Below are 13444 nucleotides of genomic sequence, written 5' to 3'. Positions count from 1 at the left end.
GCCAGCGTATGCTGGCGTTTTTCATGGGTCGCAGAGGCTATCGGCGACCGGCGTTGCGGCTTAGCCCAGCAGGGTAGCCCAGCCTTCAACCACGTCACCGCCCCACTTGGCTTTCCACTCTTTCAGCGTCTTGTGGTTGCCACCTTTGGTTTCGATGACTTCGCCGTTGTGCGGGTTTTTGTATTGTTTAACTTTGCGTGCGCGCTTGGTGCCAGTAGTTTTGACTGCGACGCCACGGGTGCCTTTGGTTTTCGATTCCGGATCCAGCAGGGCGATGATGTCGCGCAGGGATTTGGAGTATTCGCCCATCAGGGTGCGCAGTTTGCCTTCGAATTCCAGCTCGGCTTGCAATTTGTCGTCTTGCGACAGGTTTTTCAAACGGGCTTGCAGCTCTTTGATTGCTTCTTCGGTGGCGCGATATTCGTTGATCAAGGACATGGTAACTACCTTATGCGGATGTGTTGAATGGCAGGGGACAGTGCCGCAATAATAGTCAGGCTGTTTCATCAAGTAAACATTTAAGCGGTTTTTTTATTTGAATTAGTTACGTGAAATAACCGGTAAATTGAATGGTCATCTAAATAATGTGATGCAGTCATCACGAATATTCACAATTATCTGGCCGAACAGCTTCACGAGCACATCATCGCTTTGTCGTACAGTGCGCTCAGGCGCCATGAACCGCGCCTTCTCGGGGCAAGTGCTGATCAATACTGCAGTTTCCGCGCACAGTCGCTAGAATGGCCGCCTTTGCGAAGTTCTGGAGTTTCCCCCTCATGCGCACCTTTCGGTTGGTGATTTCCTGCCCTGACCGCGTTGGCATCGTTGCCAAAGTCAGTAACTTTCTGGCATCCCACAACGGCTGGATCACCGAAGCGAGCCACCATTCGGATAATCAGAACGGCTGGTTCTTCATGCGTCACGAGATCCGCGCCGATTCGCTGCCGTTCGGTATTGAAGTGCTGCGCGAGAAGTTTGCGCCGATTGCCGAAGAGTTCTCGATGGACTGGCGAATCACTGATACCGAGCAGAAGAAACGCGTGGTGCTGATGGCCAGCCGCGAATCCCACTGCCTGGCCGACTTGCTGCACCGCTGGCACAGCGACGAGCTCGATTGCGAAATCTCCTGCGTGATTTCCAACCATAATGACCTGCGCAGCATGGTCGAGTGGCACGGCATTCCTTATTACCATGTCCCGGTCAATCCGCAGGACAAGGAGCCAGCGTTCGCCGAAGTCTCGCGTCTGGTCAAACAGCACGACGCCGAAGTGGTGGTGCTGGCGCGCTACATGCAGATCCTGCCGCCGGCGCTGTGCCGCGAATACGCGCACAAGGTGATCAACATTCACCACAGCTTCCTGCCGTCGTTCGTCGGTGCCAAGCCGTACCATCAGGCGTCGCTGCGCGGCGTGAAGCTGATCGGCGCGACTTGCCACTACGTGACCGAAGAGCTGGACGCCGGTCCGATCATCGAGCAGGACGTGGTGCGCGTCAGCCACAGCGACAGCATCGAAGACATGGTGCGTTTCGGCCGTGACGTCGAGAAGATGGTGTTGGCCCGTGGCCTGCGTTATCACCTCGAAGACCGCGTGCTGGTGCACGGCAACAAGACCGTGGTGTTCTGATCTACCCCACGCGTGCTTGAATAAAGAAGGGCCTGGGCGTTCAATCGTCCCAGGCCCTTTTTTCGTTTCAGCCCCTTGAGGAACTGCCCGTGAGCGACCCACTGGACAAAGCCACTTCGAAAGCGCCTGCCACATTGGGCGAAGGTTGTCTGAGCCGTTATGACCCGGATGACCTGAGCCCGGAAGACGGCACCGAGTTCCCCGGCGCCGCCGAACTGTGGGAGCAGATGAAGGAGGAGGACGAACCTAAGAAGCCTGCCTGATCTTCAGCAGCTTCTTGAGCAATGGCCGCCCCAGCATCAACAGAAACACCGGGCCGCCCACCACCAGATAGAAATAGAACGTCACCACCCGCCAGATCAGAATCGCTGCCGCCGCGGTGGATTTGCCGACCATCGGTGCCAGCAGCGCCGCCGAGGTCAGTTCCGCCGCCCCCGCGCCACCGGGCAACAGGCTCATTTGACCAGCCCCCAGCGACAGCATTTGCACCAGAAAACTCCAGGCCCACTGCAGGTCCGCGCCCAGTCCGCGCAGGGCCAGATACAACACGCTGTAGCGTAGCAGCCAGTGCATGCAGGTCAGGGCGAACACCTTGACCAGGGTTTGCCACGGCAACTTGAGGGTGTCGATAAATGCGTCGAGAAAATGCAGCAGCTTGCGTGCCCAGCGCCGACGCGTGGCCGGTTGCACGTTGAGGCGGGCAAGCAGGCGTCCACTCAGAAGGATCAGGCGGCGGTGGTAGCGCGCCAGCAGCACGCAACTGAACAGCCCACCGAACAGCGACACGGCGCTGACCATCAGCAACCACTCCAGGCGGTCACTGAGATGCTGAAACAAGGCGTAAATCAGAATCCCGCTCAAGGCGCAGAGAAAGAACAGCAGATCGCTCAACTGATCCATGGCAAACACCGCACTGCCTCGGGCCGGGCGTACGCCGCAGCGCGCCAGCAACGCCATGATCGTCAGCGGTCCGCCACTGCCGCCGGGAGTGGCGCAGTAGGCGAACTCGGCGGCCATGACCACGCCGAGACTTTTCAGCGGCGTTACCTGATCGCGCTGATCACCCAGCAGCAGGCGCAGACGCAGGGTGTTGATGCCCCAGCAGAGCAGAATCATGCCGAACATGATCAGCAGCCAGTGCAGCGGAAAGTTCTGCAACCGCGCGCCGATCTCGCCGCCGCCGAGCAGCACCGGGATCAGTACAGCGGCGAGCAGGCCGATCAACAACACAATGCCGCGACTCATGCAGCGCGCTCCATTCGCTCGCGGTGCTCGGTGAGCCAGTCGATTTTGCTCATGGGCGTGCGTCCTTCTGCCAGCAGCCGTTCAAGGGTTTGCAGCCAGTAATCACGCGCGAAGGCGTGGCGCATGTCTACCGGGTGCAAGCCTAGACGAATCACCGCGGCGTCGCGCCAGTGCTGTTGGCGCTGTTCGCTGACGATTTTTGACAACCCCCGGCGCCAGGCACTGCGCGCGCTCCAGACCAGACCCGGGGCGTTGATGGCGGTGAAATCCGGCAATTGATAAAGATGTTGCGGGTCGCTGGTGTAGCTCAATGGCGTTTCACGAAGGGCCTGGCGGGTGCCCTCGCTCATCAGCCAGGCCGGGGCGACGAAACCGTGCAACGGCCAGCCATTGCGCCGGAACAGTTCGATGCCGTGGCGCAGGCGAGCCTGCGCCGCTTCCCGGGACAGGCGATAAAACTCACCCTCGTGGGTGTAGATGCGGCGCATGAACCAGTCGCGGGGCGTGGTCGGGGCTGGCTCGCGGTCGTCATGGTAATAGCCGTGCAGGGCCAGCTCATCGCCACGGACAAGCCGCTCGCCGAGCATTCGGCAGAACGCGGGATGAGCCTCAAGCGCATCGTGACCATGGAAATCCGGAACGACCAGCCAGGTCATCGGCACGCCACCCATTGCGTCGACCGCCTCGACAAATGGCCGATAATCCGTCCACGTCGACGGCGCCACGTCGTGCAGCACCAGCAGCACTGTGCGGTCATTCAAGGAATCAGCCATTGGCCACTCTTTGCTGCGAGTGACCGAGCACCGCGTGGTAATGACCGAGCAGGCTGTCGACCACGCTGTCCCAGGAATAACGCCGTTCGACATGTTGTCGCGCTTGTTGGCCGAGTTTCACGCAGCCGCGACTGAACAGCTCGCGCACCGCATTGGCCATGGCTTGCGGGTTGTTCGGTGTACAGAGCAAGCCGCAGTCTTCGGCGACGATTTCTTCAAATGCCCCGGCCGCCACCGCGACCACCGGAATCCCGCAGGCCATGGCTTCGAGGATCACCAGGCCGAAGGTTTCCTGATCGCCGGCATGGATCAGGGCGTCGGCGCTGGCCATTAATCGCGCCACGGTGGCGGCAGGACAGAACCCGTCGATCACGCTGACATTGTCCGGCACCACGGCGGGCATCGATGAACCGACCAGCAACAGGTGATAGCGTGGGCCGAGGCGTTGCATGCATTTGAGCAGCATCGGCAGGTTCTTCTCTTTGGAACCGCGTCCGGCAAAAATCAGCAGACGGGTGTCTTCGGCAATTCCCAGTTCGGCGCGCAAGCCCTTGTCGCGGGCGCCAGGATGGAAAGTTTGCAGATCCACCCCCAGCGGTTGCACGAACACGTTGCGCACCCCCAAGCCTCGAAGTTTATCGGCCATCACCTGACTCGGCGCCAGCACCCGGTCGAAGTTGCCGTACAGTTTGCTGACGTAAGCCTCGACATTCGGCGTGACCCAATGGCCCATGCGATTGCTCACCAGCAACGGCAGGTCCGAGTGATAAAAGCCGATCACCGGTACATCCAGTTGACGCCGCGCGTCGAGCGCCGCCCAGGCAGTCAGGTACGGATCGCCGACTTCGATCAGATCCGGCTGTAAATCCTGCAGGACGTTGCGCCAAGGGGCGAGACGCAACGGGAAGCGATAACCTTTGCCGAAGGGCAGGGCGGGTGCGGGCACTGTGTAGACGCCGTCGTGTTCACCGAAGTGCGCACCGGGGATCAACAGGCTGTGGCGAATGCCCGGTTTGACACCCAATCGTCGATGCTTGGCGTCCAGGTACGTGCGTACGCCGCCGCTGGCCGGGGCGTAGAACATGGTGATGTCGGCGATGTGCACAATGACGAGCCCTCCGCTGTGCTGCTCTCCCTTGGTTGACCTTTATCCAGAATAGATGTTCGGTCGGGAATTGGCGGTGGGTCTCAAGGGTAAAAAGATCGCAGCCTGCGGCAGCTCCTACACAGGATGTGTGTTCACCCTGTAGGAGCTGCCGCAGGCTGCGATCTTTTGATCTTAGATGCGGAAACTGCCGACCAACTGCTGCAGCCGCGAAGCCTGCTGCTCCAGATCCGAACAGGCGCGCAAGGTCGCCTGCAGGTTTTCGACGCCTTCCTGGTTCAATGTGTTGATCTCGGTGATGTCGACGTTGATCGACTCGACCACCGCTGTCTGCTCCTCGGTCGCGGTGGCCACCGACTGGTTCATCCCGTCAATCTCGCCGATGCGCTGGGTCACGCTGTTCAGGCGTTCGCCGGCGAGGTTGGCGATTTCCACGCTGTCCTGGCTGTGGCGCTGGCTGTCGCTCATGGTACTCACCGATTCACGGGCGCCGACCTGCAGCTCTTCAATCATGGTCTGCACCTGCTGCGCCGATTCCTGGGTACGGTGCGCCAGGTTGCGCACTTCGTCGGCGACGACTGCAAAACCACGCCCGGCCTCACCGGCACGCGCCGCTTCGATGGCAGCGTTCAGCGCCAGCAGGTTGGTTTGCTGGGAGATGCTGGTGATCACTTCCAGAATCTGCCCGATGTTCACGGTTTTGCTGTTCAGCGACTCGATATTGGTGCTGGAGGCGCTGAGCATGCTCGACAGTTGGTTCATCGCCTTGATGCTGCGATCCACCACTTGCTGGCCGTCTTCGGCGAGGCCGCGGGCGTCGCTGGCCTGGTTCGAGGCTTGTGCGGCATTGCGCGCGATTTCCTGGGCGGCAGCGCCCAGTTGATTGATCGCGGCGGCAACACTGCTGGTGCGCGAGGCTTGCTGGTCGGAGTTGTACATCGACGAGTTGGACGCGGCGACCACGCGCAGCGCGACCTCGTTGACCTGGCCGGTGGCCGAGGACACTTCGCGGATCGAGCCGTGGATACGCTCGACGAAGCGGTTGAATGCGGTACCCAGCACGCCGAATTCATCGTTGTTGACGATAGTCAGGCGCTTGGTCAGGTCGCCCTCGCCATCGGCGATGTCTTCCATGGCGCGGGTCATGACGTGCAGCGGCTGAATCAGCAGGCGAATCAGCATGCCCAGCAACGCAATGATGATCACCACCGCAATCACGGTGGCAATCACCGCCGAGGTGCGGAACTCGCTGAGCATCGAGAAGGCTTTGTCCTTGTCCACCGACAGACCGATGTACCAGTTCACCGATGGCAGGCCTTTGATCGGGGTGAAGCTGACGATGCGGGTCTTGCCGTCGACGGTGATTTCACTGAAGTCGCTGCTGATGCGCGGGGTCTCCTGCGGATAGGCTTCTTTCAGTGACTTCATCACCAGCGCCTTGTCCGGGTGCACGAGGATCTTGCCGTCGGCGCTGACCAGGAACGCGTAGCCCATGCCGGAGAAGTCCCGGGCGGTGAGGGTGTCGACCAGGGTTTGCAGGCTCAGGTCGCCGCCGACCACGCCAACGCTCTGACCAGCCTTTTTCGACGCGGTGGCGATGGAGATGATCAACTGGCCGGTGGCGGCGTCGATGTACGGTTCGGTCAGGGTCGAGGCGCTGCTGCTCTCGGCACCTTTATACCAAGGGCGCACCCGTGGATCGAAGCCGTCCGGCATCTTTACGTCCGGGCGGATGGTGAAGTGACCGGTGGCATCGCCCAGGTACGTGGCCATGAACGTCGAGGTCAGGGATTTCTGCTCCAGCAGGCTCGCGACGTTGGCCGGTTCCGGATTGATGGCGATGTTCTGCGCGGCGTTCTCGACCAGCAGAATGCGCCCGTTGAGCCAGGTCTGAATGTTGTCGGCAGTGACTTCGCCCATCTCGTTGAGATAGTTGTTCAGGTCATCGCGGATCGCGTTGCGTTGCAGCCAGTCGTTGTACAGCGTGAACGAGGCGAAAGCGGCGATGACGATGAGGGCGGCGGCAAGCAAAATTTTATGGCTGAAGCGCAGGTTTTTGTTCATGGCTTGGGGTTCCGCTAAGGTCTTAATGTCCTGGGCGTGCTTTTATAAAGACGCGCAATATGGGCAAGGGTGAAAAAAACTGATATTTCCGGCTCTCCTTAGGGAAATGTCCGACCGACTTTTCAGTCAGGTTCTCGCCCTTATCTATCGGCCACAGCGGATTAAAGATTAACCATAGGTGACAAAATGCCTGACACATCGCAACTCGTTATCGGCGCCGATCTGGCGGGGCAACCGATTGCTCAGGCCATGCGCCTGGCCAACCGCCACGGGCTGATCGCCGGTGCGACCGGGACCGGCAAGACCGTGACTTTGCAGCGTCTTGCCGAAGCGTTCAGTGACGCCGGGGTCGCGGTGTTCGCCGCCGACATCAAGGGCGACCTGTGCGGTCTGGGCGCTGCCGGCAACCCGCAGGGCAAGGTCGCCGAGCGCATCGCCGGGATGCCCTGGCTCGACCACAAGCCGCAGGCTTATCCGGTGACGCTGTGGGACATTCACGGCGAATCCGGTCATCCGTTGCGCACCACTTTGAGTGAAATGGGGCCGCTACTGATCGGCAGCCTGCTGGAACTGACCGACAGTCAGCAGGCGGCGCTGTACGCAGCCTTTAAAGTGGCGGACCGCGAAGGTCTGTTGTTGCTGGACCTGAAAGACCTCAAGGCACTGCTTAACCACCTCAAGGACAACCCGCAACTGTTGGGCGAAGACGCCGCGCTGATGACCACCGGTTCCAGCCAGGCACTGTTGCGTCGGCTGGCGACCCTGGAGCAGCAGGGCGCTGAAGCCTTGTTCGGCGAACCGGCGCTGCAACTCGAAGACATTCTGCAACCGGCCGCCGATGGTCGTGGGCGGATTCATTTGCTCGATGCCAGCCGTCTGGTGCATGAGGCACCGAAGGTCTACGCGACGTTCCTGCTGTGGCTGCTGGCCGAGCTGTTCGAGCAATTGCCGGAGCGCGGCGATGCCGACAAACCGCTGCTGGCGCTGTTCTTCGATGAAGCGCATTTGCTGTTCGGCGATACGCCCAAGGCGTTGCAGGAGCGTCTGGAACAGGTGGTGCGGCTGATCCGCTCGAAAGGTGTCGGCGTGTATTTCGTCACCCAGTCGCCGGGGGATTTGCCGGATAACGTGCTGGCGCAGCTTGGCCTGCGCATCCAGCACGGTTTGCGCGCGTTTACCGCCAAGGAACAGAAATCCCTGCGCGCGGTGGCCGATGGCTTCCGGCCGAATCCGGCGTTCGATACGTTGTCGGTATTGACCGAACTGGGCATCGGCGAAGCACTGGTCGGGACGCTGCAGGAAAAGGGCACGCCGGAAATGGTCCAGCGGGTGCTGGTGGCGCCGCCGCAGTCGCGGATCGGGCCGCTGAGCGAGACCGAACGCACTATGCTGATCGCTGGGTCACCATTCAAGGGCCGATATGACAAGCCGATCGATCGTGAATCGGCGTATGAAATCCTGATGGGCCGCAAGGATCTGGCGCCGGAGGCAGAAGTGCCGACCGGTAAGGCCGCGCCTGAAGAACCGAGCCTGGCCGATCGGGCCGGGGAGTTTTTGGGCACGGCGGCGGGGCAGGCGCTGAAGTCAGCGATGCGTCAGGCGGCCAACAATCTCGGCAAACAACTGGTGAGAGGGCTGATGGGCTCACTGCTCGGCGGCAGCAAACGCCGCTAAAAGCAAAGATCGCAGCCTGCGGCAGCTCCTGCAGGGGAACGCATTCCCAATGTAGGAGCTGCCGCAGGCTGCGATCCTTTGATCTTGCCTTCAGCTTTTGTCTTTAGCGTGCGCCGCCAGACGCTCAAGCGCTGCACGCAGACCTGGATCGCTGATCCCGTCGGCCGTTGATTGAATCGTCTGCGCTGCATCCGTCGACAGATCCATTGAGTGTCCGCCTGGCCGATGCTGGACCAGTGGCGGTTGCACGCGGAACAGGATGCGCGTCAGGTTGGCGAATTCTTCGAACAGCTGCAGTTGGCGTTGCAGGCGTTTTTGCTGGTAACGCAGGCGCGTCGCCCAGTGCCCGTCGGTCACCACCAGCGTCAATTGGCCTTCACGCCACTTGGCCACATGGCAATGTGTGCGGGCGGCCGGTTGCAGCTGGCTTTCAAGCAGGCGTTGCAGATGAGCGAGGCGTTGGGCATGGCCGAGAATGGCTTTGAGCGGCTTGGCTTCGCGTAGCAGAACGGCGGGCGCTCTGGCTGTAAGAGGGCGAAATGCCATGATCGAACACCTGAAGTAACAGAAGCGCCATGTTAGCAGAAAGCAACGGAACCACTCGCCCATTGCTTTTGTCCCTGCTTTACCCATTAAATCAACAACTAACTTCTTGCCTTGATGGGTTGAAGTTGAGCAAAACGCCCTTATTTTAAGTGAGCCCCGTCAAAGCGCAGTGCCAGCATCGTGGAATATCGCCACTTTCCTCACCACCGTTTCCGGGTAGAATGCTCGTTCGCATGCGGCCATGAGGGCTGCACGGGCGACTCACGGGGCCGCCCTCCATCCCTTTAGTGTGGAAGATCCTGCCGATATGTTTGCGCCTTTGTTAAAGAAACTTTTTGGAAGCAAGAACGAGCGTGAAGTCAAACGCATGCTCAAGACGGTGCAGCTCGTCAATGCCTTCGAAGAGCAAATGGTGGCCCTTTCGGACGATCAATTGCGTGCCAAGACCAACGAGTTCAAGGCCCGTATCGCCAAAGGGGAATCCCTCGACAAGCTGTTGCCTGAAGCCTTCGCGGTCGCCCGTGAAGCCGGCAAGCGCGTCATGGGCATGCGCCACTTCGACGTCCAGTTGATCGGCGGCATGACCTTGCATGAAGGCATGATTGCCGAAATGCGTACCGGTGAGGGTAAAACCCTCGTGGCCACCCTGGGCGTTTACCTCAACGCGCTGTCCGGCAAGGGCGTGCACGTTGTGACCGTGAACGACTACCTGGCCCGCCGCGACGCCAACTGGATGCGTCCGCTGTATGAATTCCTCGGCCTGACCGTCGGCGTCGTGACGCCGTTCCAGCCGCCGGAAGAGAAGCGCGCCGCCTACGCTGCCGACATCACCTACGGTACCAACAACGAATTCGGGTTCGACTACCTGCGCGACAACATGGCGTTCAGCATGGAAGAGAAATTCCAGCGCGAACTCAATTTTGCCGTGATCGACGAAGTCGACTCCATCCTCATCGACGAAGCCCGTACCCCGCTGATCATTTCCGGTCAGGCCGAGGACAGTTCCAAGCTGTACATGGAGATCAACAAACTGATCCCGCAGCTTGAACTGCATGTCGAAGAAGTCGAAGGCCAGGTCACCAAGGCCGGTCACTACACCATCGACGAGAAGACCCGTCAGGTCGAACTCAACGAAGCCGGTCACCAGTACATCGAAGAAATGCTCACCGGCGTCGGCCTGCTGGCCGAAGGCGAGAGCCTGTACTCGGCGCATAACCTGGGCCTGCTGACCCACGTTTATTCGGGTCTGCGTGCGCACAAGCTGTTCCACCGCAACGTCGAATACATCGTGCAGGACGGTCAGGTCGTACTGGTCGACGAACACACCGGTCGTACCATGCCGGGTCGTCGTCTGTCCGAAGGCCTGCACCAGGCCATCGAAGCCAAGGAGGGTCTGAACATCCAGGCCGAGAGCCAGACCCTGGCCTCGACCACGTTCCAGAACTACTTCCGTCTGTACACCAAGCTGTCCGGCATGACCGGTACCGCTGACACCGAAGCGTTCGAATTCCACCAGATCTACGGCCTGCAGGTCATGGTGATTCCGCCGAACAAGCCGTTGGCGCGTAAAGACTACAACGACCTGGTGTTCCTGACCGCCGAAGAGAAATACGCGGCGATCATCAACGACATCAAGGAAGGCATGGCCCAGGGCCGTCCGATCCTGGTGGGTACCGCGACCATCGAAACCTCCGAGCACGTGTCCAGCCTGCTCAACAAGGAAGGTATCGAGCACAAGGTACTGAACGCCAAGTTCCACGAAAAAGAAGCCGAGATCATCGCGCAAGCCGGTCGTCCGGGCGCCCTGACCATCGCCACCAACATGGCCGGTCGTGGTACCGACATCCTGCTGGGCGGCAACTGGGAAGTGGAAGTCGCGGCGCTGGAAAACCCGAGCCCCGAGCAGATCGCCCAGATCAAGGCCGACTGGCAGAAACGTCACCAGCAAGTGCTGGAGTCCGGCGGTCTGCAGGTGATCGCCTCCGAGCGTCACGAATCCCGTCGTATCGACAACCAGCTGCGTGGCCGTGCCGGCCGTCAGGGCGATGCCGGTTCCAGCCGCTTCTACCTGTCGCTGGAAGACAGCCTGATGCGCATTTTCGCCTCTGACCGGGTGAAGAACTTCATGAAAGCCCTGGGCATGCAGCCGGGCGAAGCGATCGAGCACCGCATGGTGACCAACGCGATCGAGAAGGCGCAGCGCAAGGTGGAAGGTCGCAACTTCGACATCCGCAAGCAACTGCTCGAGTTCGACGACGTCAACAACGAACAGCGTAAAGTGATCTATCACATGCGTAACACGTTGCTGGCCGCCGACAACATCGGTGAAACCATCGCCGATTTCCGTCAGGACGTGCTCAACGCCACCGTCAGCGCGCACATTCCACCGCAATCGCTGCCAGAGCAGTGGGACGTGGCCGGTCTGGAAGCGTCGATTGCCAGCGACTTCGGGGTGAAACTGCCGATCCAGCAATGGCTCGACGAAGACGATCACCTGTACGAAGAGACCCTGCGCGAGAAGCTGATGGTCGAGCTGATGGCAGCGTACAACGAGAAAGAAGATCAGGCCGGTGCCGAAGCACTGCGCTCGTTCGAGAAACAAATCGTTCTGCGCGTTCTGGACGATCTGTGGAAAGACCACCTGTCGACCATGGATCACCTGCGTCACGGCATCCACCTGCGTGGCTACGCCCAGAAGAACCCGAAGCAGGAATACAAGCGCGAGTCGTTCACGCTGTTCTCCGAGCTGCTGGATTCGATCAAGCGCGACTCAATCCGTGTGCTGTCGCACGTTCAGGTGCGCCGCGAAGATCCGGAAGCCGAAGAACAACGCCTGCGTGAGGAAGCCGAAGCACTGGCCGCGCGCATGCAGTTCGAACACGCCGAGGCCCCTGGTCTGGAGCAGCCGGAAGTGTTGGGTGAAGAGGTCGATGTAGCCCTCGCCACCGCGCCGGTTCGCAACGAGCAGAAGCTGGGTCGCAACGAACTGTGCTACTGCGGTTCGGGCAAGAAATTCAAGCATTGCCACGGGCAGATCCAGTAAACCCCGTTTCAATCGCTGAAATACCCGCGCCGCGACCGGCTCCTGCCGTCGCGGCGTTTTGCCATTTACACCACCGCCATCACTCTGAGCGGTGCTGACATCATTGAGTAAGGAGCGCATTCATGGCTGTTGGTCTTGGTCCTTTGCCAACGTTGCACCCGGTTGCCGGTTTTGAACTCGGTATTGCCTCGGCCGGCATCAAGCGCCCCGGGCGCAAGGATGTGGTAGTGATGCGCTGTGCCGAAGGCTCGACCGTGGCCGGGGTGTTCACGCTGAACGCCTTTTGCGCCGCGCCGGTGATCCTGGCGAAAAAGCGTGTGCAGAACGACGTGCGTTATCTGCTGACCAACACCGGCAACGCCAACGCCGGCACCGGTGAACCGGGCCTGGCGGCTGCCGAGCGCACCACGGCGAAACTGGCCGAACTGACCGGTGTCGATGCCAGCCAGATCCTGCCGTATTCCACCGGTGTGATCGGTGAGCCGCTGCCGGTCGAGAAGATCGAAGGCGCGCTGCAAGCGGCGCTGGATGATCTGTCGGAAAACAACTGGGAAGCGGCCGCCACCGGCATCATGACCACCGACACCCTGCCCAAGGGCGCCAGCCGCCAGTTCCAGCATGACGGCGTGACCATCACCGTTACCGGCATCAGCAAAGGCGCCGGCATGATTCGCCCGAATATGGCAACCATGCTCGGCTACATCGCCACCGACGCCAAAGTTTCCCGCGACGTGCTGCACAACCTGATGCTCGACGGTGCGAACAAATCGTTCAACCGCATCACCATCGACGGCGACACCTCGACCAACGACTGCTGCATGCTGATTGCCACCGGCAAGGCTGCCCTCCCGGAAATCACCCGTGCCGAAGGCGAGCTGTTCGCCAAGCTCAAGCAAGCGGTATTCGAAGTGTGCATGGACGTGGCCCAGGCCATCGTGCGTGACGGCGAAGGCGCAACCAAGTTCGTCACCGTTGAAGTCAACGGTGGCGGCAATCATCAGGAATGCCTGGACGTCGGCTACACCGTGGCCCACTCGCCGCTGATCAAGACCGCGCTGTTTGCTTCCGATCCGAACTGGGGCCGTATTTTGGCGGCTGTCGGCCGTGCCGGCGTGCCGAACCTGGATGTGAGCAAGATCGACGTGTTCCTCGGCGACGTGTGCATCGCCAGCCGTGGCGCGCGCGCAGCGACCTACACTGAAGCGCAGGGTTCGGCGGTGATGCAGCAGGAAGAGATCACCATCCGTATCGAACTGGGTCGCGGCGACTGCAGCGAAACCATCTGGACCACCGACCTGTCGCATGAGTACGTGAAGATCAACGCCGAGTACCGCACCTGATTTAATCTGAGACCGAGTCGCCGCCATCG

Annotated in this window: 11 protein-coding genes and 1 pseudogene; 5 read left to right on the top strand and 7 right to left on the bottom strand. The window is 60.6% G+C overall.

From position 1 onward, the window contains the following. Window positions 1-60 precede the first annotated feature (60 nt). Window positions 61-438: a histone-like nucleoid-structuring protein MvaT gene (gene mvaT, locus ACTJKS_RS13860; protein ID WP_041068510.1), complete on the bottom strand. Its 378-nt coding sequence runs from the start codon at window positions 436-438 to the stop codon at window positions 61-63. A gap of 338 nt (window positions 439-776) precedes the next feature. Between mvaT and purU the strand changes: the two genes are divergently transcribed. Together purU and ACTJKS_RS13850 are read left to right on the top strand one after the other, a co-directional pair. Continuing rightward, on the top strand, window positions 777-1625 hold the full coding sequence (gene purU, locus ACTJKS_RS13855; RefSeq protein WP_003227580.1) for a formyltetrahydrofolate deformylase: 849 nt from the start codon (window positions 777-779) through the stop codon (window positions 1623-1625). Window positions 1626-1714: 89 nt separating this feature from the next. Then, the gene (locus ACTJKS_RS13850; protein WP_186448453.1) at window positions 1715-1888 is read left to right on the top strand and encodes a hypothetical protein; all 174 of its coding nucleotides are present in this window, start codon (window positions 1715-1717) and stop codon (window positions 1886-1888) included. Here ACTJKS_RS13850 and ACTJKS_RS13845 read toward each other — a convergent pair. The 5 genes and pseudogenes from ACTJKS_RS13845 to ACTJKS_RS13825 form a co-directional block, all read right to left on the bottom strand. Then, the gene (locus tag ACTJKS_RS13845; RefSeq protein WP_108183620.1) at window positions 1872-2870 is read right to left on the bottom strand and encodes a lysylphosphatidylglycerol synthase transmembrane domain-containing protein; all 999 of its coding nucleotides are present in this window, start codon (window positions 2868-2870) and stop codon (window positions 1872-1874) included. The genes ACTJKS_RS13850 and ACTJKS_RS13845 overlap by 17 nt on opposite strands. Beyond that, window positions 2867-3643, bottom strand: coding sequence for a DUF2334 domain-containing protein (locus ACTJKS_RS13840; RefSeq protein ID WP_108183619.1), 777 nt, complete (start codon window positions 3641-3643; stop codon window positions 2867-2869). Before ACTJKS_RS13840 ends, ACTJKS_RS13845 begins: the two co-directional genes overlap by 4 nt. Continuing rightward, window positions 3636-4727, bottom strand: a complete 1092-nt coding sequence (locus ACTJKS_RS13835; RefSeq protein WP_262948262.1) for a glycosyltransferase family 4 protein — start codon at window positions 4725-4727, stop codon at window positions 3636-3638. The genes ACTJKS_RS13840 and ACTJKS_RS13835 overlap by 8 nt, the downstream gene beginning before the upstream one ends. Window positions 4728-4922: 195 nt before the next feature. After that, window positions 4923-5687 carry a methyl-accepting chemotaxis protein gene (locus ACTJKS_RS13830; RefSeq protein ID WP_371260380.1) on the bottom strand — a complete coding sequence of 255 codons (765 nt, stop codon included), beginning with the start codon at window positions 5685-5687 and terminating at the stop codon, window positions 4923-4925. A gap of 93 nt (window positions 5688-5780) precedes the next feature. Next, window positions 5781-6812: pseudogene (locus tag ACTJKS_RS13825) on the bottom strand (HAMP domain-containing protein); the annotation flags it as partial. A gap of 186 nt (window positions 6813-6998) precedes the next feature. On the opposite strand from ACTJKS_RS13825, the gene ACTJKS_RS13820 reads away from it, so the two are divergent. After that, window positions 6999-8486 (top strand): helicase HerA-like domain-containing protein, encoded by a 1488-nt coding sequence (locus ACTJKS_RS13820; RefSeq protein WP_108183616.1) that lies wholly within the window; start codon window positions 6999-7001, stop codon window positions 8484-8486. 90 nt (window positions 8487-8576) lie between these two features. Here ACTJKS_RS13820 and ACTJKS_RS13815 read toward each other — a convergent pair whose 3' ends face one another. Then, window positions 8577-9032, bottom strand: a complete 456-nt coding sequence (locus tag ACTJKS_RS13815; RefSeq protein ID WP_041068521.1) for a DUF721 domain-containing protein — start codon at window positions 9030-9032, stop codon at window positions 8577-8579. Between the two features lie 307 nt (window positions 9033-9339). Between ACTJKS_RS13815 and secA the strand changes: the two genes are divergently transcribed. Further along, on the top strand, window positions 9340-12075 hold the full coding sequence (gene secA, locus ACTJKS_RS13810) for a preprotein translocase subunit SecA (protein WP_041068523.1): 2736 nt from the start codon (window positions 9340-9342) through the stop codon (window positions 12073-12075). Between the two features lie 122 nt (window positions 12076-12197). After that, window positions 12198-13415, top strand: a complete 1218-nt coding sequence (gene argJ / locus ACTJKS_RS13805) for a bifunctional glutamate N-acetyltransferase/amino-acid acetyltransferase ArgJ (RefSeq protein ID WP_108183615.1) — start codon at window positions 12198-12200, stop codon at window positions 13413-13415. Window positions 13416-13444 lie beyond the last annotated feature (29 nt).

Origin of the sequence: Pseudomonas sp. 22189, assembly GCF_052045635.1 — a bacterium.
Lineage (GTDB): Bacteria > Pseudomonadota > Gammaproteobacteria > Pseudomonadales > Pseudomonadaceae > Aquipseudomonas > Aquipseudomonas parakoreensis.
The sequence above is the reverse complement of the archived record's forward strand: the minus strand, read 5'-3'. Positions and strand labels throughout refer to the sequence as shown.

Coding starts and splice junctions, on each gene's coding strand:
- mvaT (WP_041068510.1), bottom strand. CDS start 438: ATGTCCTTGATCAACGAATATCGCGCCACCGAAGAAGCAATCAAAGAG.
- purU (WP_003227580.1), top strand. CDS start 777: ATGCGCACCTTTCGGTTGGTGATTTCCTGCCCTGACCGCGTTGGCATC.
- ACTJKS_RS13845 (WP_108183620.1), bottom strand. CDS start 2,870: ATGAGTCGCGGCATTGTGTTGTTGATCGGCCTGCTCGCCGCTGTACTG.
- ACTJKS_RS13840 (WP_108183619.1), bottom strand. CDS start 3,643: ATGGCTGATTCCTTGAATGACCGCACAGTGCTGCTGGTGCTGCACGAC.
- ACTJKS_RS13835 (WP_262948262.1), bottom strand. CDS start 4,727: ATGTTCTACGCCCCGGCCAGCGGCGGCGTACGCACGTACCTGGACGCC.
- ACTJKS_RS13830 (WP_371260380.1), bottom strand. CDS start 5,687: ATGTACAACTCCGACCAGCAAGCCTCGCGCACCAGCAGTGTTGCCGCC.
- ACTJKS_RS13820 (WP_108183616.1), top strand. CDS start 6,999: ATGCCTGACACATCGCAACTCGTTATCGGCGCCGATCTGGCGGGGCAA.
- ACTJKS_RS13815 (WP_041068521.1), bottom strand. CDS start 9,032: ATGGCATTTCGCCCTCTTACAGCCAGAGCGCCCGCCGTTCTGCTACGC.
- secA (WP_041068523.1), top strand. CDS start 9,340: ATGTTTGCGCCTTTGTTAAAGAAACTTTTTGGAAGCAAGAACGAGCGT.
- argJ (WP_108183615.1), top strand. CDS start 12,198: ATGGCTGTTGGTCTTGGTCCTTTGCCAACGTTGCACCCGGTTGCCGGT.